The 23,731-nt window shown below is 64.5% G+C and carries 25 protein-coding genes; 14 read left to right on the forward strand and 11 right to left on the reverse strand.

The genetic code is table 11. The features are described from left to right. The first annotated feature begins 3 nt into the window (after positions 1–3). Both hutI and CR152_RS11820 read left to right on the forward strand, forming a co-directional pair. Positions 4–1,239 carry an imidazolonepropionase gene (gene hutI, locus CR152_RS11815; RefSeq protein ID WP_099875085.1) on the forward strand — a complete coding sequence of 412 codons (1,236 nt, stop codon included), beginning with the start codon at positions 4–6 and terminating at the stop codon, positions 1,237–1,239. 17 nt (positions 1,240–1,256) lie between these two features. Then, on the forward strand, positions 1,257–2,753 hold the full coding sequence (locus CR152_RS11820) for an ABC transporter permease/substrate-binding protein (RefSeq protein ID WP_370663815.1): 1,497 nt from the start codon (positions 1,257–1,259) through the stop codon (positions 2,751–2,753). Between the two features lie 239 nt (positions 2,754–2,992). On the opposite strand, the gene CR152_RS11825 is transcribed toward CR152_RS11820, so the two are convergent. From CR152_RS11825 to CR152_RS11835, 3 genes are all read right to left on the reverse strand, one after another. Further along, positions 2,993–3,484 carry a GNAT family N-acetyltransferase gene (locus CR152_RS11825; protein ID WP_099875086.1) on the reverse strand — a complete coding sequence of 164 codons (492 nt, stop codon included), beginning with the start codon at positions 3,482–3,484 and terminating at the stop codon, positions 2,993–2,995. Beyond that, positions 3,481–4,443 carry a DMT family transporter gene (locus CR152_RS11830; RefSeq protein ID WP_099875087.1) on the reverse strand — a complete coding sequence of 321 codons (963 nt, stop codon included), beginning with the start codon at positions 4,441–4,443 and terminating at the stop codon, positions 3,481–3,483. The genes CR152_RS11825 and CR152_RS11830 overlap by 4 nt, the downstream gene beginning before the upstream one ends. A gap of 69 nt (positions 4,444–4,512) precedes the next feature. Further along, entirely contained in the window at positions 4,513–4,959 is a 447-nt protein-coding gene (locus CR152_RS11835; protein ID WP_099875088.1) for an Mpo1 family 2-hydroxy fatty acid dioxygenase, read from the reverse strand. 79 nt (positions 4,960–5,038) lie between these two features. On the opposite strand from CR152_RS11835, the gene CR152_RS11840 reads away from it, so the two are divergent. Then, the gene (locus tag CR152_RS11840) at positions 5,039–5,575 is read left to right on the forward strand and encodes a DNA-deoxyinosine glycosylase (protein WP_099875089.1); all 537 of its coding nucleotides are present in this window, start codon (positions 5,039–5,041) and stop codon (positions 5,573–5,575) included. 129 nt (positions 5,576–5,704) lie between these two features. Here the strand turns inward: CR152_RS11840 and vapC are convergent, their stop codons facing one another. Further along, positions 5,705–6,100: a type II toxin-antitoxin system VapC family toxin gene (vapC, locus tag CR152_RS11845; RefSeq protein ID WP_099875090.1), complete on the reverse strand. Its 396-nt coding sequence runs from the start codon at positions 6,098–6,100 to the stop codon at positions 5,705–5,707. Then, the gene (locus tag CR152_RS11850; protein WP_099875091.1) at positions 6,097–6,291 is read right to left on the reverse strand and encodes a type II toxin-antitoxin system VapB family antitoxin; all 195 of its coding nucleotides are present in this window, start codon (positions 6,289–6,291) and stop codon (positions 6,097–6,099) included. Before CR152_RS11850 ends, vapC begins: the two co-directional genes overlap by 4 nt. Positions 6,292–6,509: 218 nt before the next feature. Here CR152_RS11850 and CR152_RS33625 point away from each other — a divergent pair, with 218 nt between their 5' ends. The 7 genes from CR152_RS33625 (at position 6,510) to CR152_RS11875 (ending at position 11,770) form a co-directional block, all read left to right on the forward strand. Beyond that, positions 6,510–6,686, forward strand: a complete 177-nt coding sequence (locus CR152_RS33625) for a hypothetical protein (RefSeq protein ID WP_167399891.1) — start codon at positions 6,510–6,512, stop codon at positions 6,684–6,686. Between the two features lie 93 nt (positions 6,687–6,779). After that, positions 6,780–6,968 carry a hypothetical protein gene (locus CR152_RS11855; RefSeq protein ID WP_099875092.1) on the forward strand — a complete coding sequence of 63 codons (189 nt, stop codon included), beginning with the start codon at positions 6,780–6,782 and terminating at the stop codon, positions 6,966–6,968. Between the two features lie 69 nt (positions 6,969–7,037). Continuing rightward, positions 7,038–8,036, forward strand: a complete 999-nt coding sequence (locus tag CR152_RS11860) for an ATP-grasp domain-containing protein (protein ID WP_099875093.1) — start codon at positions 7,038–7,040, stop codon at positions 8,034–8,036. Beyond that, the gene (locus CR152_RS11865) at positions 8,033–8,917 is read left to right on the forward strand and encodes an SDH family Clp fold serine proteinase (RefSeq protein ID WP_099875094.1); all 885 of its coding nucleotides are present in this window, start codon (positions 8,033–8,035) and stop codon (positions 8,915–8,917) included. Before CR152_RS11860 ends, CR152_RS11865 begins: the two co-directional genes overlap by 4 nt. After that, positions 8,914–9,435, forward strand: coding sequence for a MauE/DoxX family redox-associated membrane protein (locus CR152_RS32855; RefSeq protein WP_157778452.1), 522 nt, complete (start codon positions 8,914–8,916; stop codon positions 9,433–9,435). The genes CR152_RS11865 and CR152_RS32855 overlap by 4 nt, the downstream gene beginning before the upstream one ends. Next, positions 9,432–10,001 (forward strand): TlpA family protein disulfide reductase, encoded by a 570-nt coding sequence (locus tag CR152_RS11870; protein WP_157778453.1) that lies wholly within the window; start codon positions 9,432–9,434, stop codon positions 9,999–10,001. Before CR152_RS32855 ends, CR152_RS11870 begins: the two co-directional genes overlap by 4 nt. Then, positions 9,998–11,770, forward strand: coding sequence for an ABC transporter ATP-binding protein (locus CR152_RS11875; protein WP_229413355.1), 1,773 nt, complete (start codon positions 9,998–10,000; stop codon positions 11,768–11,770). The genes CR152_RS11870 and CR152_RS11875 overlap by 4 nt, the downstream gene beginning before the upstream one ends. Here CR152_RS11875 and CR152_RS11880 read toward each other — a convergent pair. The 4 genes from CR152_RS11880 to CR152_RS11895 form a co-directional block, all read right to left on the reverse strand. Further along, complete coding sequence (locus CR152_RS11880) at positions 11,767–13,377, reverse strand: alkaline phosphatase D family protein (RefSeq protein WP_099875096.1); 1,611 nt, start codon at positions 13,375–13,377, stop codon at positions 11,767–11,769. The genes CR152_RS11875 and CR152_RS11880 overlap by 4 nt on opposite strands. Positions 13,378–13,449: 72 nt before the next feature. Continuing rightward, positions 13,450–14,013 carry a cysteine hydrolase family protein gene (locus tag CR152_RS11885; RefSeq protein WP_099875097.1) on the reverse strand — a complete coding sequence of 188 codons (564 nt, stop codon included), beginning with the start codon at positions 14,011–14,013 and terminating at the stop codon, positions 13,450–13,452. Between the two features lie 89 nt (positions 14,014–14,102). Next, entirely contained in the window at positions 14,103–15,290 is a 1,188-nt protein-coding gene (locus CR152_RS11890; RefSeq protein ID WP_099875098.1) for a tetratricopeptide repeat protein, read from the reverse strand. Between the two features lie 51 nt (positions 15,291–15,341). Next, entirely contained in the window at positions 15,342–16,205 is an 864-nt protein-coding gene (locus CR152_RS11895) for an HDOD domain-containing protein (protein WP_099875099.1), read from the reverse strand. 196 nt (positions 16,206–16,401) lie between these two features. Here CR152_RS11895 and CR152_RS11900 point away from each other — a divergent pair, with 196 nt between their 5' ends. Next, complete coding sequence (locus CR152_RS11900; protein WP_229413356.1) at positions 16,402–16,980, forward strand: DNA-3-methyladenine glycosylase; 579 nt, start codon at positions 16,402–16,404, stop codon at positions 16,978–16,980. Between the two features lie 13 nt (positions 16,981–16,993). Here the strand turns inward: CR152_RS11900 and CR152_RS11905 are convergent, their stop codons facing one another. After that, positions 16,994–18,709 carry a methyl-accepting chemotaxis protein gene (locus CR152_RS11905; RefSeq protein ID WP_099875101.1) on the reverse strand — a complete coding sequence of 572 codons (1,716 nt, stop codon included), beginning with the start codon at positions 18,707–18,709 and terminating at the stop codon, positions 16,994–16,996. 58 nt (positions 18,710–18,767) lie between these two features. Further along, positions 18,768–19,223 (reverse strand): cache domain-containing protein, encoded by a 456-nt coding sequence (locus CR152_RS11910; protein ID WP_099875102.1) that lies wholly within the window; start codon positions 19,221–19,223, stop codon positions 18,768–18,770. Positions 19,224–19,464: 241 nt separating this feature from the next. Here CR152_RS11910 and CR152_RS11915 point away from each other — a divergent pair, with 241 nt between their 5' ends. From CR152_RS11915 to CR152_RS11925, 3 genes are all read left to right on the forward strand, one after another. Further along, on the forward strand, positions 19,465–20,865 hold the full coding sequence (locus CR152_RS11915) for a KamA family radical SAM protein (protein WP_099875103.1): 1,401 nt from the start codon (positions 19,465–19,467) through the stop codon (positions 20,863–20,865). A 14-nt stretch (positions 20,866–20,879) separates the two neighbouring features. Beyond that, a complete protein-coding gene (locus tag CR152_RS11920) occupies positions 20,880–22,166 on the forward strand; it encodes an MFS transporter (RefSeq protein WP_208640114.1) in 1,287 nt (428 codons plus the stop codon). A gap of 72 nt (positions 22,167–22,238) precedes the next feature. Then, positions 22,239–23,615 (forward strand): PQQ-dependent sugar dehydrogenase, encoded by a 1,377-nt coding sequence (locus CR152_RS11925; RefSeq protein WP_099875104.1) that lies wholly within the window; start codon positions 22,239–22,241, stop codon positions 23,613–23,615. Positions 23,616–23,731 lie beyond the last annotated feature (116 nt).

The following is a 23,731-nucleotide window of genomic DNA, read 5'->3' on the forward strand; positions in this document are numbered from 1 at the left end:
CCGATGACGATTTGCGACGCGCGATGCGACGCGCTCTTTACCAATGTGCACCTGGCTACCATGGAGAACGGCTACGGCGAACTGCGTGATGGCGCGATCGCGGTGACCGACGGGCGCATCGCCTGGCTCGGGCCGCGCGCCGAGGCGCCGCCGGCGTCCACCGTGCACGATGGCGGCGGCTGCTGGCTTACGCCCGGCCTGGTCGACTGCCACACCCACATCGTCCACGCCGGCAACCGCAGCGACGAATTCGAGGCGCGCCTGAATGGCGCCACCTATGAAGACATCGCCAAGGCCGGCGGCGGCATCATGTCCACCGTGCGCGCCACCCGCGCCGCGTCGGAAGACGAACTGCTGCGCCAGAGCCTTGCGCGCGTGGCCAGCCTGCTGGCCGAAGGTGTGACCACGCTCGAAATCAAGTCCGGCTACGGCTTGAGCCTGGAGGACGAGGCCAAGATGCTGCGCGCGGCGCGCCGCGTGGGGCAGGTGCTGCCGGTGAGCGTGGCGACCACCTTCCTCGGCGCGCACGCGCTGCCGCCGGAATTCGCCGGCCGCGCCGACGACTACGTCGACGAGATCTGCCAGTGCATGCTGCCGCAGCTAGCGGCGCTGGGCCTGGCCGATGCGGTCGACGCCTTTTGCGAGCGCATCGGCTTTTCCAGCGCCCAGACCGAGCGCATTTTCGAGGCGGCGCGGCGTGCCGGCCTGCCGGTCAAGCTGCACGCGGAGCAGTTGTCGGACCAGGGCGGGGCCGCACTGGTGGCGCGCTTCGACGGGCTCTCGGCCGATCACCTGGAACACCTCAGCCTCGCCGGCATCGACGCGATGGCGGCCGCCGGCACGGTGGCGGTGCTGCTGCCGGGCGCTTACTACTTCCTGCGCGATACCGTGCCGCCGCCGGTGGCGGCCCTGCGCGCGGCCGGCGTGCCGATGGCGGTGGCCACCGACTGCAATCCCGGTACCTCGCCGATGACCTCGATCCTGCTGGCGATGAACATGGCCTGCACCTTGTGGCGCGTGACGCCGCAGGAGGCGCTGGCCGGCGCCACCATCCACGCCGCGCGCGCGCTCGGCCGCGCTGCCGACATCGGCTCGCTGGCGGTCGGCAAGCGCGCCGACTTCGCGCTGTGGGACATTGCCCGTCCGGCCGACCTGTCGTACGCGATCGGTTTCAATCCCTGCCGCGCGGTGGTCAACGCGGGCGTGCTGCGCAAACCGGTGGTAAGCTTGCCCGACTAAATTTTCGGGAGAGTGCCGTGCGCACCTTTTTTGCCACGGCCTTGCGCTGGCTATCTGTCTTTACGCTGGTCCTGGGAGGCGCCGCCACGGCGGCCGATGCCGACACCCTGCGCGTCGGTTCCAAGCGCTTTACCGAGTCGTATATCCTGGGCGAGGTGCTGACCCAGACTGCCGCGGTCCACGGCGGCAAGGCCGAGCACCGCCAGGGCCTGGGCAATACGGCCATTGTGCTGGCCGCGCTGCAGGCGGGCAGCATCGATGTGTATCCCGAGTATATGGGCACAATCGATCTCGAAATCCTCAAGAACACCAGCGCCAGGTCGCTCGAACAGATGCGCGCGGCCCTGAAACCGATGGGGCTCGGCGTGGCGGTGCCGCTGGGCTTTAACAATACCTATGCGCTGGCCATGCGGGCCGACAGCAAGGGCGTCGACAGCCTGTCGGACCTGGCGCGCCAGGGCACGCTCAAGTTCGGCCTGTCGCACGAATTCATCGGCCGCGCCGACGGCTGGCCGGGCCTGAAGCAGCGCTACGGCCTGCCGCATACGCCGCGCGGCCTCGATCACGGCATCGCCTACGAGGCCCTGGCGCAGCGCCAGGTGGATGTGATCGACATTTACTCGACCGACGCCAAGATTCGCCAGTACGGCCTGCGCGTGCTCAAGGACGACCTGGGATATTTTCCGCGCTACGACGCCATGCTGCTGTACCGGCTCGATACGCCGCGGCGCTTCCCGAAGGCGTGGGCGGCCATCGCACAACTGGAGGGACGCATCACGGCCGAACAGATGACCGCCATGAACGCGCAAGTTGAACTGGAAGGGAAGAGTTTCGCGGCCGTGGCCAAAAACTGGCTGACCCCGGCCGCAGCCGCGCAAGGACCAGCGCGCGCAGGCCTGATGAGCAAGATGTTCGACGCCAGCCTGTGGACCCTGACGCGCCAGCACGTCATGCTGGTGCTGATATCGGTGGTGCTGGCCTGCCTGGTAGGTATTCCGCTCGGGATCGTCGCCGCTTTCGCGCCGCGCCTGCGGCAGACCGTGCTGGCGCTGGCCGGCGTGCTGCAGACGGTGCCGGCGCTGGCGTTGCTGGCGATGTTGATTGCGCTGCTGGGCATGATCGGCACCGTGCCGGCGCTGGTGGCCCTGTTCGTCTACGCGCTGCTGCCGATCGTGCGCAACACCTGCACCGGCCTGCTGGGCGTGCCGCAGGGCTTGCGCACGGCGGCGCAGGCGCTGGGGCTGGGCCGGCGCGCGACGCTGGTCGATGTCGAATTGCCGCTGGCGCTACCGGTGATTTTGGCGGGCATCAAGACAGCGGCGGTGATGAGCGTGGGAACGGCCACGATTGCGGCCTTTATCGGGGCGGGTGGTTTCGGCGAGCGCATCACGATTGGCCTCGCACTCAACGATAACGATATGTTGCTGGCCGGCGCAATTCCGGCAGCGCTGCTGGCTTTGCTGACACAGGGGCTGTTTGAAGCAGGAGAACGCTTGATCGCGCGCCGCCGCTAGCGTTGCGCGGCGCGGACGCCCGCGCCATCGTTTGCGCCGCGTCAAACGCGCCGTTTTCAGGAGGATAATAATTGCTTACAACAAGTTACCGCTTTAAACAGAGGTAAGCAATTGTAAAGGCATAGGAAATTACGGCAACCGGCAACTATAGTGAAGCCGTAGATTGACTCCAGTCTCCCCTCCCCATTCTAAAAAAATGGGTTTGCCCACGGTGAATTTAGCCTGTGGGCTTTTTCTTTTCAGGACGCCGCAAGCTTGCCCAGCGCGTCGCCGTCGACGCGGCAGATACGCCAGTCCGGCAAAATTTGCGCGCCAACGTTTTTGTAAAAGTGGATGGCGTTTTCATTCCAGTCCAGCACCGACCATTCGAAGCGGCCGCACTGACGTTCCACCGCCAGTTGCGCCAGCGCGGCCAGCATTTGCTTGCCGTAACCTTTTCCACGGTGCACTTGCTTGACGTACAGGTCTTCCAGATACAGACCCTTGCGCGTAAGGAAGGTGGAAAAATTGTGGAAGAACAAGGCGAAGCAGGCCACCTCGCCATTTTCCACGCCGACCAGCGCTTCGCAGGAGGGACGCTCACCGAACAGTGCGTCATGCAGCTGCGCTTCGGTGGCCACGACCAGGTGTTCCAGTTTCTCGAACACGGCCAGTTCGACGATCATGCCGTAAATATGGGTAACGTCGGACGCTTGCGCCGGGCGGATGGTGAAGGTGTTGTCGGTATTCATGGAACCTCGGGAATGGCGGCCAGACTGGCGTCCGGCGCGGGTGTGGTGGAAGACGAAGATGCAGCGGCGGGGCCAGGCGAGCGCAGCGCCCAGGCAACACTGGCCAGGCAGACGGCCATGCCCAGCCATTCGACCGGGCCAGGCCGGTAATGTTCAAGCTGGATCGACAGCAACACCGAAATGACGGGCGTGACCACGCCGATGTACACGGCTTTCTGCGAGCCGATGCGGTTAATCAGGGTGAAATAGGCGTGGAAGGCGATGACCGAGCCGAACAGCGACAGGTACAGCAGCGCCATCCAGTAGCGCGGCGCGCTCGGCAGCACGAATGGCTGCCCGGTCGCGAGCGCCCAGACGATGACCATCGAGGTGCCCCAGAACATCGACCAGGCCATGGTCAGCAACAGGTTCGACGATTGCTCGCGTACCTTGGCCACCACTACTGTGCCGGCCGAGCTGGCAATGGTGGCGACCAAGGCCAGCACCAGCCCAAGCAGGAAGTGGCCGGTGCCGCCGCCCACGATCTCTTTCCAGGCGCCCGTAATCGAGTGGTAGAACAGCATCGTCACGCCGACGAAGGCGATCATGCCGGCGGCCCAGGTGCGCCAGGAAATCGGCGTGCCGAAAGCGATGCGGCTGCAGATCGGGGTCCAGAACACCATCAGCGCGAACAGTACCGCCACCAGTCCCGACACCAGGTATTGCTCGGAACCGTAAGTGCACACATACGACAGGGCAAAGGTGAAGAACCCCTGCAGGATCAACCAGCGCTGGGCGCGCCACGGCAGATGCAGCTTGTCGCCGCGCAGCACGCACCAGGCAAACAGGGTGGCCGACGCCAGGCCGAAGCGGTACACGACCGACACCGCCGGCGCGACTTCGCCCAGCTGCAAGGTGATGGCAAAAAAGGTGGAGCCCCAGATCAGGGCCGCGATCGCGAAGAGGAGTGGTGATGACATGCGGAAAGTATATGTGCATTCGCAACTTCCTGCCCGTCATCGCCATAAAACGTCAGTACGCGGACATGCTTACCATGCGAGGTGCAGGCGCCGGTACAGGAAGCTCAGCACGAAAAGCGGGCCGATCAGCAGGAAGCGCAAGTCGTCGAAGAACGATGGTTTTTTGCCCTCGATCTTGTGGCCGATGAACTGGCCGATCCAGGCCAGCACGAAGATGGCCAGCGACAGCGGCAGCACGGCGGCCGGCGGCATCAGGCTGAGCAGGCCCAGCATCACGGCGGACATCGCCAGCATGCCGGCCGCGAACGGCTTGGACAGTTTGAAGTAATAGCACAGCGACAGCAGCGTGACGGCCACGGCCGCGAACGGATGTATCCACCAGACAATGCCGAGCAGGGTGAACACGATCACGGGCACGCACACGAAGTGAATCAGTTCGTTGGTGTGGTTCAGATGGCTCTCGCCATATTTGGCGAGCAAGATATCGATGGCGCGCGGCTGGGCAGCTTGGTCCATGGGAGTCTCCGATTTTGTTGTTGTGGTTGGCTTGCCGGTCGATTCTACACCTGTCCGGCGGGCTGCTAGAATCGCTGCCATGAACGAATTCTCGCCTTCCACGGACGACGCGGACGCGGCGGTGCTCAAGCGCTGTTTCGCGCCGGTGGTCGACGCGCACACCCGCATCCTGGTGCTCGGCAGCCTGCCGGGAGAACGCTCGCTCGCGCAGCAGCAGTATTACGGCAACCGCCAGAACCGTTTCTGGACGCTGATGTCCGGGATCACCGCCGTCGATCTGGTGGCGCTGGATTACGAGGCGCGCCTGCGGGCGTTGCTGGCGCACGGGATCGGCCTGTGGGATGTGGTGGCGCAAGCCAGGCGCGAAGGCAGTCTCGACAGCCAGATTCGCGGCCATGTCGGTAACGACTTGGTGGGACTGGTTGAAAGCTTGGCGCAACTCCGGACGATTGCATTCAATGGCGGCACGGCCGCGCGGCTGGGCATGAAAGCGCTGGGCGAACACGCGCGGCGCTATCGTATCGTGCCTTTGCCGTCGAGCAGCCCGGCGTACACGGCGCCGTATGCAGAGAAATTGTTGGTGTGGAAAACGTTGGGTGAAGATTTGGCATGTTGAGCGCATTTCACACGGCGGCACCAAGGATATCCCGGCAGGGCCTTTGGCTAATGCAAGCCGGTGCGAGAGCAGTGCAAGCGCGAGCGCACCTTCTTCCGGTTGCAAACCAGCTGCGCGATATGCAGTCGATTACGGAATCGCTGAGCGTAGGCCGAAGTGCGCTACGAATGGATCAAAATCCCTGTCGCTGTACAGCAGTTCGTAGTCATCCATGATGCAGCGAGTCGCAATCACAGTGTCGATGGTCTTGCGAATCGTAATCCCCATCGATCGCAACTTACGGAAGTTCTGTGCAGCTTGTATCGCTACAGCTTCTCCCCCGAGGTCAACGACTGTCAGGGAAGTAAGCATTTTTTTGGCAAGCTGAAAGTCGAGGTCGGTTCTGAAACCTTGCAAAACTTCAGTCAAAATAAGATCGCCGACAGCGATATGGGTAGTGCTGAGCATGACATCGAGCGCATGGGTTTGTGGCGTCAGCGTGCCCTTGAAATAGTCAATCCAGACGCTCGAATCGACCAGGGTCACCGGTCGGTCCGCATCGCATCAAGATCACCCTCCCACATCAGTTTGCCTCGAAGTTGGCGTATCTTTTCCTGTTGATGAAGACGCAGAATCGTTCGTAATCCTAGTTCCACTACCTCACGTTTGGACTTCAGGCCAGTCAAACGGAGCGTGTCCTCCATCAATTTGTCATCAATCACAATGCTAGTTCGCATGACGGTCTCGATTGGTCAGATACACCTATGCTAGACCTAAGCCGCATGGACCGCAATGGTGTTTCGCTCGTGGACGCTTGCTGTGGATATATGCAATGTGAATTAAGCAAAGAATAATATTTATCTTGACGCAAGGTTTGCATGCGACTAGCATTTCTCTGCCACTATAAGTGGTACACCGTTGGATTGAATTTCGCTATTTTTAGAAAGATACGAAAATGAAAAATCAAAATGGAATGAAAACGTTCGCGTTCAAGCTGGCCGAGAAAAAAACCAAGGAAGCAAAACCTGCGCCACAGTGGCAGGCACGCGAAGGCGTATCCACCGCCGGCTGCTCCGGTCCGGATGCGCGCGGCGACCGCCTCCCAGGCCGCGACAACGGCATCTATTGCTGACAGATTCGGCGGATGAAAAGCCTTGCTCATCGCAGGGCTTTTTTTTATCCGCAGCGCTGTCGTCTACTTCACTCTTCTTTGAAAGATCGGTCAATGGAAAAGCACGAAAACTCCAAACTGTTTGCCTTCAAACTCGCGGAAACGCTGGCGGAAAAGAAAGCCAAACAAGCCAAACCGGCGCCGCAATGGAAATTGCGCGACGGCGTCGCCAGTGCCGGCTGCTCCGGCGAAGATCAGCGTGCAGACGGTTATTGGGGCCGCGATCTGGGCGTGTGGTGCTAAGCGATTGAATATGCCCAGCCCTGCTCCCTGCGGGCAGGGCTGTTTCCATGGACCTCTTCAAAGTGGCATATGGCGAAAAAGGTTTTAATTGTCAGTAATAGCTCGGACCTGCACGTCGACCTGCTCATTCCCATCCTGCAGGCCAAGGGATATGCGGCCTTCCGCCTCGATCTGGACGCCTTCCCGCGCGATTACCAGACGTCCCAATGGTTTGCCGCCGGCTCCCTGCGCCAGTCGATACGCCACCTGCCGTCGGGCGTGACGCTCGATCTGGCCGAGGTGGGCGCGGTCTGGAGCCGCAAGCCGGCCGAATTCTCCTTTCTCAGCCCCGACCTCGGCATCCAGGAACGCATCTACGCGAAGGCGGAAACCGAGCAGGCCCTGTTCGGCATGTTCTACACGCTCGACTGCTTCTGGATGAGCCATCCGCTGGCCCTGCGCGGCGCCATGTGGAAGGGCGAGCAATTGCAGCGCGCCGCGCGCATGGGGTTTCGCATTCCCGCCTCGCTGACGACCAATTCGCCGGCCGAGGTCAAAGCCTTCCGCGCCAGTTTCGACGGCCCCATGATTTTCAAGGCCCTGTCCAGCCCCAACCTCGGTGGCGAAGACCTGGCCGACGGCGACCGCGTCGCTTCCGGCATCGGCACCACGCTGGTCGACGATGCCATGCTTGAACAGCTCGAATCGGTCGGCGAACTGGCCTGCCATTTTCAGCAGTACATCCCCAAACAATACGAACTGCGCGTGACGATCATCGGCGAGCGCGTGTTCGCGGCAAAAATCCATTCGCAGGACGACCAGCGCACCGCCATCGATTCGCGTGATATGTCGGCCGATATCCTGTACGAGGCGACCATCTTGCCGGATGCGGTGCGCGGGCGCTGCCTGGCGTTCGCGCGCAGCTACGACCTGCCTTACAGCGCGCTGGACCTGATCGTCACGCCCGACCAGGACTACGTTTTTCTCGAAAATAATCCCGTCGGCCAGTTTCTCTACGTCGAGCAGTTGATTCCCGAATTCGCGATGCTCGACGCCCTGGCCGACCGACTCATTCAGGAGTGCGCATGACCCAGCCGGCCCGCTTTCCCGTGCGTGACCACATCAAGGAGATCGAATCGCTGCGCACCAGCCGCGTGCTGGTGTTCGCGGCGTCGAATCTGGACTTGGAGATCCTGCCTGCCTTGTATGAACAGTGCCGCGCCATCGGTCGCGTGCCGCGCCTGGACGTGGTGCTGCAGTGCCGCGGCGGCATCGTCAACGCGGCGCGCCGCATTGCGCTGCTGCTGCGCCAGTTCACCGGCCACCTGGGTTTCATCGTGCCGTATCACTGCGAATCGTCGGCCACCATCCTGGCCCTGGCGGCCGACGAAATCATCGCCGGCGACCTGGCCATGTTCTCGCCGATCGATCCGCACCTGCATGGCGGCACCGGGGACGACAGCGCCGCCTCCTCGTTCTCGTGCCAGGACATCAAGATGTTCGGCGCCATGAGCGAGGAATGGTTCGGCGTCAGTTCCGACGAGGCGCGCCTGCAGTCGCTGGGCCTTCTGTGCAACAGCATCTTCCCGCCGACCCTCACCGCGTTCTACCGCACCACGCAGGAAGTCATGCAGATCGGCGAAGAGCTGCTGCGCTTCCAGCTGCCCGACAAAACCGAGACGTTCCGTCAGGACGTCATCAAGGAACTGATGTTCGGCTACTACTCGCATAACTATGCGCTGACCCGCGAGGAGCTTGCAAAACTCGGCTTGACGATCCGGCGCGAGCCGGAAGTGGAGGAACGCGCCTGGGCGATCTCGCGCGCGCTGCAAGCGCTGGTGGGCGGCGGGCTGCGCGAATCGGCCGAGGCGCCGTGGAACGACGTGCTGCTGGCCACGCGCGACGGCGGCATGCTGCGCGAACACCGCAGCGGCGGCTTTCTGCCGCGCTGGAGCCAGAGAGCCGTATGAACGCCACAGCCTACCTTGCGCAGATCATCGGCTTCTTCACCGCCTTTTTGCTCGCCTGCGCCGCTCTCGGCAAATTACGCACGCTGGCCGCTTTCGCACATAACCTGGCCGACTCCTTCGGCCTGCCCCGGCGGGCCGCCACGATCCTGGCGCCCGCGGTGGTCGCGGCCGAAGCGCTGCTTGCCGCCCTCATTCTCGCCGGCGGCGGCATCGGGCGCGCTGGCATGGCCGGCGCCCTGGTGCTATTCGTGCTGGTGACGGCGCTGGTGGGCTATCGCTACGTGGCCGAAGGCAGCGTCAAATGCAGCTGCTTCGGCGAGAGCGAACGGCCGGTCTCCGGCTACGATTTGCTGCGCAATGGCTTGATCATCGCCAGCATCGGCGCCGGCCTCGCGCTTTCCGGCGTTGCGGCTTTCGGCAAGAAAGAGAGCGTGCTGGCCGCCGCGCTGGCGCTCATCGGCACGATCGGCGCGATCGGCTTTCACGATCTGGCCCGTGCCATGCAACGGAGCACATGATGGACGGCGACGTCCTGGCCCTCATCCTGCTGCTGCTGGCACTGAGCGTGGCGCTGAACCTCAAGCTGTCGCTGCATCTGTCGAAAGTGGTCGATAGCCTGAGCACGGCCGCCAGGGCGGCGTCGATGCTGCCGGTGGGAGAGCCGGTTCCCGCCTTCACCGGCAAGCCGCTGGCCGGCGGCGCGCCGGTCACGGTTGGCGGCGACGGCCAGCCGGCGGTCCTGCTGTTCCTGTCCAGCGCCTGCCCCAAATGCCGCCAGAAGCTGCCCGAGATCGAACGCCTGGCGCCGCTGGCGCGCGACGCCGGTGTGGCGATCTGGCTGGTCAGCCTGGAGCCGGCATGGCGCCTGCGCCGCTTCCTGCAGGCGAGCTCGCTGGCCGGCAGCACCCTGCGCGTGGCCGCCGCCGACTACGCGATGCTCAATCCCGTGATGTCGTCGCCGTCGTATCTGTTCATCAGCCAGGCCGGCACCCTGGACGCGCGCGGCATGATCGGCGACGACGACTGGCGCAGCTTTTCCGAACAGATGGACGAGGTACGCATCGCCAGCGAGGCAAGCGCGTGAGCCGGCCATCGCCCCACCTCGACCGCCTGCGCCTGCTGCGCCCCTTTGCCGCGCGCCTGTGCGCCGGGCTTGTGTGTATGGCCGTCACGGTGCTGATCCAGCTGGCTTATCCCAAGGCGCTGTCGTACTTCATCGATAACATCAATGTGCAGAAGGACATGGCCTGGTTCAGCTCACTGGCGCTGATCATGCTGGCCGTGCTCGCGGTGCAGGCCGTGGCGGCCACCGCGCGCTATTACATTTTCGAGTCGACCGGCTACATGATCGTCACGCGCATCCGGCGCCAGCTGTACGCGGCGCTGATCGGGCAGCCGATCCGCTTCTTCGACAAGCACCATGTCGGCGAACTGAATAACCGCCTCACGGCCGATGTCGAAGTCCTGCACGACACCCTGACCATGGGGATGGCGGTGTCGCTGCGCTGCCTGTGCGTGTTCATCGGCGGGGTAGTGATGCTGCTGACGATTTCGCCGGCGCTGTGCCTGATGCTGGTGTTCTTTTTGCCGGCCACCCTCATCATCGGCAAAATGACGGGCAAGGTGTACCGCAAGCGCGCGCGCCTGATGCGGGATGGCCAGGCCGAGTGCGGCAAGGTCGCGCACGAACATTTTTCCAACATCCGCCTGGTGCACGCCTTCAGCCAGCAGCGTACCGCGCGCGCCCGTTATGCCGGCGCCACCGAACACGCGCTGTCGCTGTCGGTGTCGAGCAGCGCGCTGTTTGCGCTGTTTCGGGGCGGCTCGTCCTTCCTCGTGTACTTGGCGCTGCTGGGCACCTTGTGGTTCGGCGCGCGCCTGATCGGCCAGGGCGTGCTGTCGGTGGGCGACCTGACCGCCTTCATCCTGTACGCCAGCATGGTGACGGAAGCGGCCGGCGCCATCGGCGAATTCTGGAACGCGTGGATGCGCACCATCGGCGCCACCGAATGGATTTTCGAGGTTGTCAACTCGGACCGCGCCCCGGGGGCGGCGAAAGGGGAAGCGCACGGCGAGGTGCGCTTGCAGGGCAATCTGGCCTTCAACGATGTGGTGTTCTCGTATCCCGAGCGGCCCGACGCGCAAGCGCTCAAAGGTATCGGTTTTTCCATCGCCGCCGGCGAGACCATTGCGCTGGTGGGCGCGTCCGGCGCCGGCAAATCGACCATCGCGAGCCTGATCCTGGGCTTTTACCAGCCCGACAGCGGCAGCATCGCTTTCGATGGCATCGAGGCGCACGCCATGCCGCTGGCCGGCATCCGCAGCAAGCTGGCGATCGTGGAGCAGGAGCCGTCGCTTTTTTCTGGCAGTATTTTTGAGAATATCGCGTTCGCGGTCGCCGAACGCGGCGTGACGCTGGACGAGGTGAAGGCAGCGGCGGCGTTGGCCTTCGCCCACGATTTCATCAGCGGCTTCCCCGACGGCTACGATACCGTGGTCGGCGAGCGCGGCGCGCAACTGTCGGGCGGGCAGAAACAGCGCATCGCGATTGCGCGCGCCCTGTTGCGCGATCCGCGCATCCTGATCCTCGACGAAGCGACCAGCGCCCTCGATTCGGCCAGCGAACTGCAGGTGCAGCGCGCCCTCGACACCTTGATGCAAGGGCGCACCACGATCATCATCGCGCACCGCTTTTCCACCATCGTCAAGGCCGACCGCATCCTGGTGCTCGATCAGGGCCGGCTGGCGCAGCAGGGCACGCACGCGCAGCTGGTGGCCCAGCAGGATGGCTTGTACTTCCAGCTGATGCGCCACCAGCTCGCGCGCGCGGGCGCGCAGCCGGTGGCGGCTTAAATGCCGGCCGCCGGCAGGGTTTTGCTGAACTGCGTCACCCCGTTCAGGTCCAGCAGTTCGACCTTCATCGCTTTCGACTGCGGGTCGATATTGACTTCGCCGAAGAACTGGTAGCCAGCGAACGGTGACGCATTCTGGACCGGCGGCGACTTGGAAAACACTTCGGTCGGGCCGAACGTCATATCCAGTTTGCCCGGGCCGAAGGCGCCGGCATTCATCGGGCCGGCCACGAACTCCCAGAACGGCGCAAAGTCGGTGAAATGCGCCTTGGCCGGATCGTAGTAATGGGCCGCGCAGTAATGCACGTCGGTCGTGATCCAGACCACGTTCGGCACCGCCTTGATGCCCTTGAGCAGGCGCGCCATTTCCAGCTCGCGCCCCGAGGCCGGGCCGCTGACGCCATTGGCCACGGCTTCCCACATCGCCACGCCCTTGGCGTCCTTGCCGTCGGCCACTTCCAGCCCGATCGGCATGTCCGACGCAATGACCTTCCAGGTGGCCTTCGAGGCAGTCAGTTCGGCGATCAGCCAGTCCACCTGCGCCGAGCCCAGAAGCGCCGAGCTGGCATTTTCCTCGGTCTGCAGGTTGGTGCTGTTGGGACCACGGTAGCTGCGCATGTCGATCACGAACACGTCGAGCAGCGGGCCGTACCCAATGCTGCGGTAGATGCGCTCGGGTTCGGCCTGTTTGTAATAGCGCATCGGTGCGTATTCCAGGAACGCGCGGCGGCCCCGTTCGGCCAGGATGGCGACGTTCTTTTCCTTGTAGCGCGCGTCAGCCGAGAGGTTCTTGGCGCCGCTGTAGTTGTTGGTCACCTCGTGGTCGTCCCACTGCCAGATCTGCGGCACCTGCGCGGCGAATTTGCGAAAGTTCAGGTCCAGCGTGTTGTACGAATGGCGTCCGCGGAATTCCTTGAGCGTTTCGGCGACCTTGCTCACTTCCTCGGTCACCAGGCTTTTCCAGACCTGGCCGTTTTCGGCCTTGGTTTCGGCCGCGATCGGGCCGTCCGCGTAGACGGTGTCGCCATTGTGGATGAAGAAATCCGGATCGCGCTTGCGCATCGATTCGTACATGCGCACGCCGCCGAAGTCGGTGTTGATGCCCCAGCCCTGGCCGGCCTGGTCGCCGCTCCAGTGAAAGCGGATCGCGCGCTTGCCGTCGGCCTGCGGCATGGTGCGGAACTGGCCCGACACCGCTTCGCTCTCGATGCGGCCGTTGGCCGGGTCGATGTACTTGACGCGCACGAACACGGTCTGGCCGGCGGGCAGGCCGGACAAGTCGACGCGCGAAGTGAAGTCGGTAGCCTCGGTGGCGTACGGGCCGACAATGCGGCTGGCGTTGGTGAAGCGTTCGCTCGTGTCGTATTCGACGATCATTTGCGCGTTGCGGTCGCTGCGGCTCCAGATGACGGCGCGCTCGCCGGTCACGTCGCCGAACTGGATCCCGGAGGGCAGCTTGGGCCGTTCGGCTTCGCTCGGGATCACGGAAGGGGCAGGGGAGTCCGAACCGCCGCAGGCGGAGAGCAGCAGCGAACCATTGAGCGCCGTGCCGCCGGCGAGGATGCCGCCGCGCGTGAGAAAACCGCGGCGTGAAAGTGTTGAGGTCATGAAGGCTCCAGTGAACGATGGCTGGAAGTCTAGAGCCTGTTTATGACCTATTGATGAATTGGCGGGGAATCGTCACATGCCAGTGAGGGCGCGCAGCACGCTGGCGCTGTCGCTGATGGTGGCGTATTCGCCGTTCAGGTTGGCCAGCGCCATCGCGTGCACCTCGTCGGCGCTGCGCGCCTGGCCGGCGTAGTCGGTGCAGGCGAAGGCGAAGCAGGCGTCGGCCACCACGGTGGTGTCGAATCCCAGGTTGCCGGCGCTACGCGCGCTGCCCTCGACCGAATTGTTGGTGCTCACGCCCGCCATGACGATGCGCTCGATTCCGCGCACCCGCAGCCAGCGTTCGAGCGTGGAATGGATAAAGGCGTCGGGGACGTTTTTCTCGACCACGTGTTCGGATGGCAGGGGCGCGAGCGCATCCTGGAATTGCACGCCGGCCTGGCCGGGCCAGAACAGGCTGCCCGGCGTGCGCGAGATGTGGCGCACGTGGACCACCGGCGCGTCGGCGGCGCGCCAGGCCGCCAGCAGGCGCGCGATGCGCTCCGCGGCATCGGGGTTGTTACGTTGGCCGGCGGCCGGATTGGCCATGGCTTTTTGCATGTCGATGATGATCAGGGCGGGCAGGTCGCTGCGCATGGAGGCTCGCTAAGAATGGACGAGCATCGATTATAGGCCGGCGCTTGGCGGGCGCGCCAGTTGCGACTTCTACGTACAGGAAGCGGCGCTCAGTAAGTGCGCTGGCGGTTGCCGATCTGGGAGCGCAGGAAGGCCAGTTTGGCCGAATAGCGCTCGGTGGCCGCGCGCGTGGTGCTGTTGTCGAGCGCCAGCGCCAGTGCGTCGCGCGCCGCGGTGCCTTCGCCCAGGCGCCAGTGCGCGATCGCCAGCCAGAAGTGGAACTCGTGGTTGAAGGGCGCGCGCCGCACTTCCTTGTGCAGCAGGTCGCGCGCCTCGCCATAGCGCGCCTCTTGCATCGCCTTCATCGCCAGGTGGAAGTAGTGGAAGGGCGGGGTCGGTTCCAGCGCGGCCAGGCGCGCCGCCAGCGCCTTCGATTCCTCGGCCTTGCCCAGTTTCGACAGCACCGGCACCAGGTTGTGCATGGCGATCGTGCTTTCCGGTTCCAGGGTCAGGGCGGCCTTGAACGCGCGTTCGGCCAGCGCATTGTCGCCGTGGCGCTGGTAGATCACGCCCAGCGTGTTGTATGGGGTGGCGAAGTTGGGCAGGTGCGTTACCGCCGCGCGCGCCCACCAGTAGGCTTCGTCGAGGCGCGTGCCGGCCAGCGCCTCGGCCGCGCGGTTATTCATGAACATCGCTTCGATCATGCGTTCTTCGATCGTGTGCGTGTTGTAGCGCGCGCTGTCTTCGGGCGGCAAAAAATCGATGGTCAGCATGCGCTCGTCGGCGGCCACGCCGCGCGCCTGCGCCGTGCGGCGCTTGCCCATGGAGAGGTTGACGTGGGTGCTGGCGAAATACAGGCCGGCGTTGCGCGACCAGACTTCCTCGGTCATCACGTCCTGGTACTGCACCTCCAGTCCCAGGTGCTTGGCGAAAGCGGCCGTCATCAGCACCAGCGACAGGCAGTTGCCCATGCGCGCGTCGAACGTTTCGGCGGCGTTGCGGGTGACGCTGGCGTCGTATTCGAGTTTCAGTTCGCCCTTGGTGTAGAGCGCTTCGACCAGGCCGCGCTCCGGTCCCAGCCTGCGCATCACGGTGGCAAATTCGGGGCTCTCGACATAGGCGCGCATGGCGGGACTGAGCACGAACAGCTGCTCCGGGCCGACTGGCGCCGGTGGCGGCGCGAACGAGGCATCGCTGAAGACCGCCGGCAGCGGCAGCGGGGCCGGCACGCGCAGGCCCGCGCAGCCGCTGCCCAGCAAGGAAAGGGTACAGATGACCAAGCTGGCAAGTCGTTTCATCGTCGCCTCCTGAAGTCTGACTTTCAGTATCGTCGCCGCGCGCGCGAAAGTCTAGTGCTCGCCGTGGAAGGAATCGTGCAGTTCGTCGAGCAGGTCGGTGATGTCGTCGTCCGACAGGCCCAGGTAGGCGCTGGCGCGCGCGCCGCCCTTGTCCCATTCGAGCGAGCCGCCGTGGCCCTGGTACTGCTGGATGGCGCTTTCGGCCAGCAGCGACAGCGCCACCAGGGCGCGCACGGCGTCGTCGGTGGCTTCGTCTTCGAGCACGGTGTAGTCCTGGTGGTGCAGGATGGCCCAGGCGACCTCGCTCGACAGGCCCCAGTTCCGCGCCAGCAGGCAGCCGATGGCGGCGTGGTTGGTGCTGTGGCGTTCATCTTCGAGCGCGGTGAAGGGACGTACCGGGTCGTTGGCGGCGTCGGCGAAGGTGGCGGCGTAGCCGGGAAAACGCTGCATCAGCAGCGGCACGCCGGTGTCGCAAAACAGCCCGAAGGTGTGGGCCACGTCGGCTTCGCCGATGCGCAGGCGGCGCGACAGGTAGACCATGGCCTGGGCGCGCCGGGTCGACAGGTCCCAGAAGCTGGCCAGCGAGGCGTGGTCGGCGCCGATGGTGCGGCGCGCCAGCAGGCCGGTCATCAGGGCGGCGACCTGGTTGATTCCTAGAAACAAAATCGCTTGCTCGATCGACTTGGCCTTGCGCTTGCCGCCGTAGAAGGAGGAATTGGCCAGCTTGAGCAGCGCCCCGGACATGCCAACGTCGCTGGCGATGATGCGCCCGATGGTGGCCGGCGACGGGTCTTCCGACATCAGTTCGCGCTGCAGGTCGGCCAGCAGGCTCGGACGCGGCGGAATCCGGATCGACTTGATCAGGGCGTCGACCGGGTCGTCGGAGGAGATGGCTAGGGCGGCTGGGTTGCTCATATAATATCGAAGATTAATTTCCGTGCGGAATCTCTTGCAATGGGTCACTATAAACCAGTCTGCCTGGCTGCGGCTGATCTTGTGGCATTCAAAAAAGAATCTTTCTTCAGTGTTGGGGCACCGTCACACCGGACCGGGTCTGCTTGGTGCCCGGCCGCACATTGCGCGCCATTTTGGCAAGGTAGAATTGTTTCTTATGAAAATGCAGACAATGACACAGTTGGCGGGCATCGATTTTCATGCGCCGTCGCAGGAGGTGGCGCGCCAGCTCATCGGCGTGGTGCTGCTGGTCGATGGCGTGGGCGGGCGCATCGTCGAAACCGAGGCGTACGACCGCGACGATCCGGCCTCGCACAGCTTTTCCGGTCCGAGCGAGCGCAATCTGGCCATGTTCGGCCCGCCCGGGCATGCCTATGTGTACCGCTCCTACGGGATTCACTGGTGCCTCAACTTCGTCTGCCGTGACAATGGCCATGGCGCCGGGGTGCTGATCCGCGCGCTCGAGCCTTTGGCGGGCATCGGCGTGATGCGCGAGCGGCGCGCTCTGGACGATGTGCGCCTGCTGTGCTCCGGACCCGGCAAGCTATGCCAGGCGCTGGGCGTGACGCGCGCCCACAATGCACTGCCGCTGGATGCGCCGCCGTTCGCCCTCAGCCCGCCAGGCGATCCGGTCGTGGTGGTGGCCGGACCGCGGATCGGCATTTCCAAGGCCATGGACGTGCCCTGGCGCTTCGGCCTGGCCGGCTCGCGCTTCGTGAGCAAGCCGTTCCGCTGAACCCGGCGCAACGTCAGAGCGCGCGCCGTCCGGCTGCCTCGCGCGCCGCCGCCGACAGTCCGCGCGCGCCCACCGCCCGCATCTTGCTCGACGCCGCGCGCCGCTCGGACGGCTCGCGGTAGTCGGCATCCGGGTCGCCGTGCAAGTCGGCCTGCTCGATGTCCTGCTCCTCGTCCTCCGCATCCGCATCGATCTGGAAGATCGAAACCGCCCGCGACAGGTTCACCGTCTGCTCGTGCAGGCTTTCGGCCGCGGCCGCCGCCTGCTCCACCAGCGCCGCGTTCTGCTGGGTCATGGAGTCCATCTGGCCGACCGCCATATTGACTTCGGCGATGCCTTCGGCCTGCTCGGAACTGGCCAGGCTGATGCGCTCGATGATCTCGTTGACCTGCTTGACCGAGGCGACGATATTGCCCATGCTGCTGCCCGCTTCGTTGACCGAGGCGCTGCCGCCGTCGATGATGGCGACCGAGGCCGCGATCAGGGTCTTGATTTCCTTGGCCGCCGCCGCCGAGCGCTGCGCCAGGGTGCGTACCTCGGCCGCCACCACGGCAAAGCCGCGGCCCTGCTCGCCGGCGCGCGCCGCTTCCACCGCCGCGTTCAGCGCCAATATATTGGTCTGGAATGAAATACCGTCGATCACGCCGATGATGTCGACAATCTTGCCTGAGCTGGCCTTGATCTGGGCCATGGTCGTCACCGCCCGTTCGACCGCCTGCCCGCCGCTCGCGGCCAGGGTGGCGGCGCTGGACGCCAAGTCGTTGGCGCGGCGCGCATTGCTGGCGTTTTCCTTCACCGCCAGGGTCAGCGTTTCCATCGCGCTGGCGGTCTGTTCCAGCGAGCCGGCCTGCATTTCGGTGCGGCTCGACAGGTCCAGGTTGCCGGTGGCAATTTCCTTCGAGGCTGTGTCGATCGAGTGCACCGAGGTCAGCACGGTGCGCAAGGTCTGGTTCAGGTTGGCGATGGTGTGGTCCAGCGCGCGCGAGGTGTCGGCGATTTCATCGCGGCCGCGGTTTGGCGTACCCACCGTCAGGCGCCCCTCGGCCAGGTCGCCCACCACCCCGGCAATGGCGCGGATGTCGGCCAGCATGCCGCGCCGCACCAGCATCGTGGCCAGCAGCGACAGGCCGATCGAGAGCAGCACCAGCGCCGCCATCGCCCCCACCAGCGAGCGGAATTCTTCGCGCGCCTCGGCGTAGGCGTGCTCGGCCCGGGTCTTTTCCAGGGACGCCAGCTGGCCCAGGCTGGCGCTGAGCGTGACGAATTCCTTTTCGGCCTTTTGCATCGAATTGGTGGCGATCGACTGGTCCATCTGCGCCATTTCGATGGTTTCCAGCACACCCTTGCGGTAAGCCGCCAGCGTGACGCCGGCCGCTTCGATCAGCTTTTTCTCGGATGGGTCGGCCATCTGGCCCAGCGCCGTCAGCTGGTCGGCGATGGCGCGGTGCTTCTTGCCGATGTCGGCGGTCAGCGCATCCACGCGCGACTGGGCGAAGCTGCCGTTGATCCAGGCCAGCAATTGATAGATATTGGCGTGCGCATGCTTGGCGTCGCCGGCGACGTCGGCCGCGGCTTTCTGGCGCGTGGCGTGCACCAGCACCATTTTTTCCAGTGAAGCATTCTGGCGCACCATGCCGTACCAGGCGCCCGCAGCCACCAGCATCAGCAAAATCAGCACCAGAGCGGGGGCCAGCAGCAGCTTGGGCCCAATACGCAGTTTGTTCAGCATGCCTTACTCCCGACAGTACGTTGCGCGGACGGCAGATGCCGCCCGCTTTGCAATTGCATCAATTCTTGTAAATGCCCGCTTCCAGCACCACATCGTCAACCCGCTGGATGTAGGTGGTTTTCGGCTCGATCTTGCCGTTGGTGGGGTTCTTGTACTGGTAGTCGACCCAGCCCTTGCCCTTCGACTGGCCCAGGTTGATGATTTCACGGCGATATTTCTTGCCGCTCGCATCGGGCACATCGGTCAGGTCCTTGCCCACGATCGATGGGTTGATCGGGTGGGCCAGCACGATGCCGGTCTGCAGGTCGCGCATGTCGATGTACAGCTCGCCCTGGACGAAATCCTTGTCCTTGGCGTTGATGCGCTTGACCATTTCTTCCTTGCCCTTGGATTTGATCAGCGCAACGCCGCGCTCGACCATGGCAATCGCGTCTTTCTCGGTGGGTTCGGCGGCGCAGGCGGCGTCGGCGGCAAAGGTGAAGCACAGGGCGGTGGCGGTCAGCAGCAATTTCATGGCAAATCCTTTCAGGAATGGAGGGTTGTTGCTTGGGTGCATTGCGTAATCTACGCCCCCGCTCCCGGCGCCGGTTGCGCAATGTCAAGGCCGAGGCGAAGGATGCGCGCACGCCACACTCCAGGCCGCTTGTGCGGGCACAAGAACAACGTTGCTTCGTCATATTGATGCAGGGCAATTTGATTCCCAGTGGCAAGCATATGATGATTTTCTGCCTTCCCACCCTGTTCAGGAGCCCGTCGTGACCGATCTTTCGTCCCCCAAATTCAAGCCCTACACCCGCCAGTCGATCGCCAATGCGCGTCAGTGGCAATTCATGTCGCCCGAGCTGCAGGAAGCGGTGGAAGTGGTCTCGCGGGTGCTGCCGTTTCGCACCAATGAATATGTGATGGACCAGCTGATCGACTGGAGCAATATTCCGGACGATCCGATCTACCGCCTGGTGTTTCCGCACCGCGACATGCTGCAGCCCCAGGAATACGCCCGGCTGCGCGAGCTGGTGCTGTACAAGAAGGATGAAACGGCCATCAACCAGCTGGTGCACACGATCCGCATGCGCATGAATCCCCATCCGGCCGGCCAGATGACCCACAACGTGCCGCGCGTAAACGACGCTCCCCTGCGCGGCCTGCAGCACAAGTACAAGGAAACGGTACTGTTCTTCCCCAGCGCCGGCCAGACCTGCCACGCCTACTGCACCTTCTGCTTCCGCTGGCCGCAATTCGTCGGCATGGACGACATGAAGTTCGATGCGCGCGAAACGACCGAGCTGGTGGCCTATCTGGCCACCCATCCGGATGTGACCGACGTGCTCATCACGGGGGGCGACCCGATGATCATGAATACCCGTTCGCTGGCCGGCTTCCTCGAATCGCTGCTGGTGCCCGAGCTGGCGCACATCCAGAACATTCGCATCGGCACCAAGGCGGTGGCGTACTGGCCGCAGCGTTTCGTCACCGACCGCGATGCCGACGACCTGATGCGCCTGTTCGAGAAAGTGGTTGCCTCCGGCAAGAACCTGGCCATCATGGGCCACTACAGCCACGCCGTCGAACTGCGCAACGAAATGGCGCAAAAGGCGGTCAAGCGCATCGTCTCGACGGGCGCCACCCTGCGCATGCAAGGCCCGCTGATCCGCCACATCAACGAAGACCCCGCCAGCTGGGCCGAACTGTGGACCACCGGCGTGCGCCTGGGCGCGATTCCCTACTACATGTTCGTCGAACGCGACACCGGCCCCAGCGAGTATTTTTCCCTGCCGCTGGCACGCGCCCACGAAATCTTCCAGTCGGCCTACCAGATGGTGTCCGGCCTGTCGCGCACGGTGCGCGGGCCCTCCATGAGCGCCTTCCCAGGCAAGGTCGTGATCGATGGCGTGGTCACCATCAATGGCGAAAAACTGTTCGCCCTGCAATTTTTGCAGGCACGCAATCCGGATTGGGTGCGCAAGCCCTTCTTCGCCAAGTTCGACGAAAAGGCCACCTGGATGGACCACCTGGTGCCGGCCTTCGGCAAGAGCAAGTTCTTCTTTGAAAGCGAGGACGATGGCGCCGTGCATGCGCCGGCCGGCAAGGTCATTCCGATCTCGACGGCGCAGCGGGCCGGCGCGGGCGGCTGCAGCAAACAGACCGACGCCGCCTGAGGCCGGGGAGAAGCATGATGGGAGGCGCGCAGCAGCACAAGGCACTGTCCGGTCTGGCCATTTTTTTCTCCGTGTTCCTGCCGTTTGCGCTGGGACATTACCTGTCCTCGCTGCTGCGTACCGTCAACGCCGTGCTGGCGCCCAACCTGGTGCAATCGCTCTCGCTCACCTCCGGGCAACTGGGGCTGCTCACCAGTGCCTTTTTCTTTTCCTTCGCGCTGGTGCAGCTGCCGGTCGGCATCGCGCTCGACCGCTACGGACCGCGCAAGGTGCAACTGGTGCTGATGCTGCTGGCCGGCAGCGGCGCCGTCATGTTCGCGCATGGCAACAGCTTCGCGGAACTGGTGGTGGCGCGCGCCGTCATCGGCTTCGGGCTGGGCGGCTGCTTCATGTCGGCCGTCAAGTCGATTTCCAGCTGGATCGCACCGGAGCGCTTGCCGTCGGTGCACGGCTACCTGATCGCGGTAGGCGGGCTGGGCGCGGCCTCGGCCACCCTGCCGGTGCGCCTGGCGCTGCAGTTCACCGACTGGCGCGGCCTGTTCATCCTGCTCGGCGCGCTGGCCGCCTGCGTTGGCTTGCTGATCTGGCTGGTGACGCCGCGCGCCGCTGCCGCCGCGCCCAAGATGCCGGCGCCGACCTTGCATTCGATCCTCGATGTCTACCGCGATCCGGCGTTTCGCAAGACCATTTCGCTCATGCTCGTTCCGCATGCCGTGTTTTTCGGCCTGCAGGGCTTGTGGATAGGGCGCTGGCTGTCCGACGTGGCGCATTTTTCCGACGCCGCCGTGGCTTACCTGCTGTACCTGAGCATGGCCGCCGTCATTTTCGGCGCCATCGCGGTCGGCATGCTGACCGAGTGGGCCGGGCGGCGCGGCGTCAAACCGCTCGACGTGGCGGCCATCGGCATCGGCTTGTTCCTGCTGGTGCAGATCGGCATCGTGCTCAATTTCAAACCGAGCTTCCAGACGCTCTCGGTGCTGTTTACCCTGATCGGCACCATTACCGGCATCGAGTATGCGATCGTGGCCCAGAGCATGCCCGCCAGCCTGACCGGGCGCGCCGCTACCTGCCTCAACTTGCTGATTTTCATCGGCGCCTTCCTGGTGCAGGCCGGCTTTGGCCAGGTGCTGGGCTTGTGGCAAGCCAATGTGCTGCACCAGTATCCGGTCAGCGCCTACCAGGCCGCGTTCGGCATTCTGGTGTTGCTGCAGTTGCCGGGGCTGGTGCTGTACGTGCGGCGGCGCGGGCGCGCGCCGGCCCCGGCAGCCGTGCAGGCACAGGCGGAGGGCGCGGTGGCGTAACGGGCGAGCCGGCTTGGATGATTCGTCTAGAATCCCGGGGACCAGTTCCCGTCCAATCCAAGGAGATTTTCCATGCGCGCCCATCCGTCCGTTCGCCTGCTCGCAGGCTGCATGCTGCTGGGCCTTGCGGCCTGCGGCGAAAAGGCCATCCTGCCGGCCAGCGATGGCGTCGGCCCGGCGCCGACCATTCCGCCGCCGAACAAGACCCTCATCCCGACTGTCAATATCGCGCCCGCCAAGGGCTGGCCCGCCGGCACCACGCCGCGCGCCGCGCCCGGCTTTGCCGTCAAGGCCATGGTCAGCGGCCTGGACCATCCGCGCTGGCTGTACGTGCTGCCCAATGGCGACGTGCTGGTGGCCGAGACCAATGCGCCGCCCAAGCCCGAAGATGGCAAGGGCATCAAGGGTTTCGTGATGAAGAAGGTCATGGCCAAGGCCGGCGCCGGCGTGCCCAGCGCCAACCGCATCACCCTGCTGCGCGACGCCGATGGCGACGGCGTGGCCGAAATGCGCAGCGAATTTTTGAAGGGCCTCAATTCACCGTTCGGCATGGCGCTGGTGGGCGATGTGCTGTACATCGCCAATGCCGATGCCATCGTGAAGTTCCCCTACCGCAGCGGCGAGACGGCGATCAGTGCCGCGCCGGAAACGGTGGCCGCCCTGCCGGGCGGGCCGATCAATCATCACTGGACCAAGAACATCATCGCCAGCAAGGATGGCAGCAAGCTGTACGCGACCGTCGGCTCCAACAGCAACGTGGCCGAGAACGGCATGGAGAACGAGGTCAACCGCGCCGCGATCCTGGAAGTCGACCTGGCCAGCAAGGCCACGCGCCTGTTCGCCTCGGGCCTGCGCAATCCGAACGGCATGGGCTGGCAGCCGCAGAGCGGCGCCCTGTGGACGGTGGTCAATGAACGCGACGAGCTGGGCAGCGACCTGGTGCCCGATTACCTGACTTCGGTGAAGGATGGCGGGTTTTACGGCTGGCCATACAGCTACTACGGCAAGCACGTCGACGAGCGGGTCAAGCCGCCCAAGCCGGAGCTGGTGGCCAAGGCCATCATGCCCGACTACGCGCTGGGCAGCCACGTGGCGCCGCTGGGCATGGTGTTCTATGAAGGCAGCCTGTTCCCGGCGCAGTACGCGGGCGGCGCGTTCATCGGCCAGCATGGCTCGTGGAACCGCGAACCGCTGAGCGGCTATAACGTGGTGTTCGTGCCTTTTGACAAAGGTATGCCGAAAGGAAAGCCGATCGAGATCCTGACGGGCTTCGTGAACGAGGCGGGCGATGCGTACGGACGGCCGGTTGGCGTGGCGGTCGACAAGGCCGGTGCGCTGCTGGTGGCCGATGATGTGGGCAATGTGGTCTGGCGGGTGACGCCATCGGTGGCTGCGGCAGTGCCAGCGCCCGTCAGCGCGCCCGCCGCGGTTCCAGCGGTGACCAACTAGCCGCAAAACCGTCTTTCCCGCGAAGGCGGGAATCCAATTTCGTTCCGCAGCCACGGGCGGCTCAATGAGCTTGGATTCCCACCGAGTGCCGCCTTAGCGCTGGAACGACGTGTAGG

This window comes from Massilia violaceinigra, from assembly GCF_002752675.1.
Lineage (GTDB): Bacteria > Pseudomonadota > Gammaproteobacteria > Burkholderiales > Burkholderiaceae_D > Telluria_A > Telluria_A violaceinigra.

Bases quoted from the DNA above. Each gene is read 5' to 3' on its own strand.
- hutI (WP_099875085.1), top strand. From the start codon at position 4: ATGACGATTTGCGACGCGCGATGCGACGCGCTCTTTACCAATGTGCAC.
- CR152_RS11825 (WP_099875086.1), bottom strand. From the start codon at position 3,484: ATGAATACCGACAACACCTTCACCATCCGCCCGGCGCAAGCGTCCGAC.
- CR152_RS11830 (WP_099875087.1), bottom strand. From the start codon at position 4,443: ATGTCATCACCACTCCTCTTCGCGATCGCGGCCCTGATCTGGGGCTCC.
- CR152_RS11835 (WP_099875088.1), bottom strand. From the start codon at position 4,959: ATGGACCAAGCTGCCCAGCCGCGCGCCATCGATATCTTGCTCGCCAAA.
- CR152_RS11840 (WP_099875089.1), top strand. From the start codon at position 5,039: ATGAACGAATTCTCGCCTTCCACGGACGACGCGGACGCGGCGGTGCTC.
- CR152_RS11850 (WP_099875091.1), bottom strand. From the start codon at position 6,291: ATGCGAACTAGCATTGTGATTGATGACAAATTGATGGAGGACACGCTC.
- CR152_RS33625 (WP_167399891.1), top strand. From the start codon at position 6,510: ATGAAAAATCAAAATGGAATGAAAACGTTCGCGTTCAAGCTGGCCGAG.
- CR152_RS11855 (WP_099875092.1), top strand. From the start codon at position 6,780: ATGGAAAAGCACGAAAACTCCAAACTGTTTGCCTTCAAACTCGCGGAA.
- CR152_RS11860 (WP_099875093.1), top strand. From the start codon at position 7,038: ATGGCGAAAAAGGTTTTAATTGTCAGTAATAGCTCGGACCTGCACGTC.
- CR152_RS11865 (WP_099875094.1), top strand. From the start codon at position 8,033: ATGACCCAGCCGGCCCGCTTTCCCGTGCGTGACCACATCAAGGAGATC.
- CR152_RS32855 (WP_157778452.1), top strand. From the start codon at position 8,914: ATGAACGCCACAGCCTACCTTGCGCAGATCATCGGCTTCTTCACCGCC.
- CR152_RS11870 (WP_157778453.1), top strand. From the start codon at position 9,432: ATGATGGACGGCGACGTCCTGGCCCTCATCCTGCTGCTGCTGGCACTG.
- CR152_RS11880 (WP_099875096.1), bottom strand. From the start codon at position 13,377: ATGACCTCAACACTTTCACGCCGCGGTTTTCTCACGCGCGGCGGCATC.
- CR152_RS11885 (WP_099875097.1), bottom strand. From the start codon at position 14,013: ATGCGCAGCGACCTGCCCGCCCTGATCATCATCGACATGCAAAAAGCC.
- CR152_RS11890 (WP_099875098.1), bottom strand. From the start codon at position 15,290: ATGAAACGACTTGCCAGCTTGGTCATCTGTACCCTTTCCTTGCTGGGC.
- CR152_RS11895 (WP_099875099.1), bottom strand. From the start codon at position 16,205: ATGAGCAACCCAGCCGCCCTAGCCATCTCCTCCGACGACCCGGTCGAC.
- CR152_RS11900 (WP_229413356.1), top strand. From the start codon at position 16,402: ATGAAAATGCAGACAATGACACAGTTGGCGGGCATCGATTTTCATGCG.
- CR152_RS11905 (WP_099875101.1), bottom strand. From the start codon at position 18,709: ATGCTGAACAAACTGCGTATTGGGCCCAAGCTGCTGCTGGCCCCCGCT.
- CR152_RS11910 (WP_099875102.1), bottom strand. From the start codon at position 19,223: ATGAAATTGCTGCTGACCGCCACCGCCCTGTGCTTCACCTTTGCCGCC.
- CR152_RS11920 (WP_208640114.1), top strand. From the start codon at position 20,880: ATGATGGGAGGCGCGCAGCAGCACAAGGCACTGTCCGGTCTGGCCATT.
- CR152_RS11925 (WP_099875104.1), top strand. From the start codon at position 22,239: ATGCGCGCCCATCCGTCCGTTCGCCTGCTCGCAGGCTGCATGCTGCTG.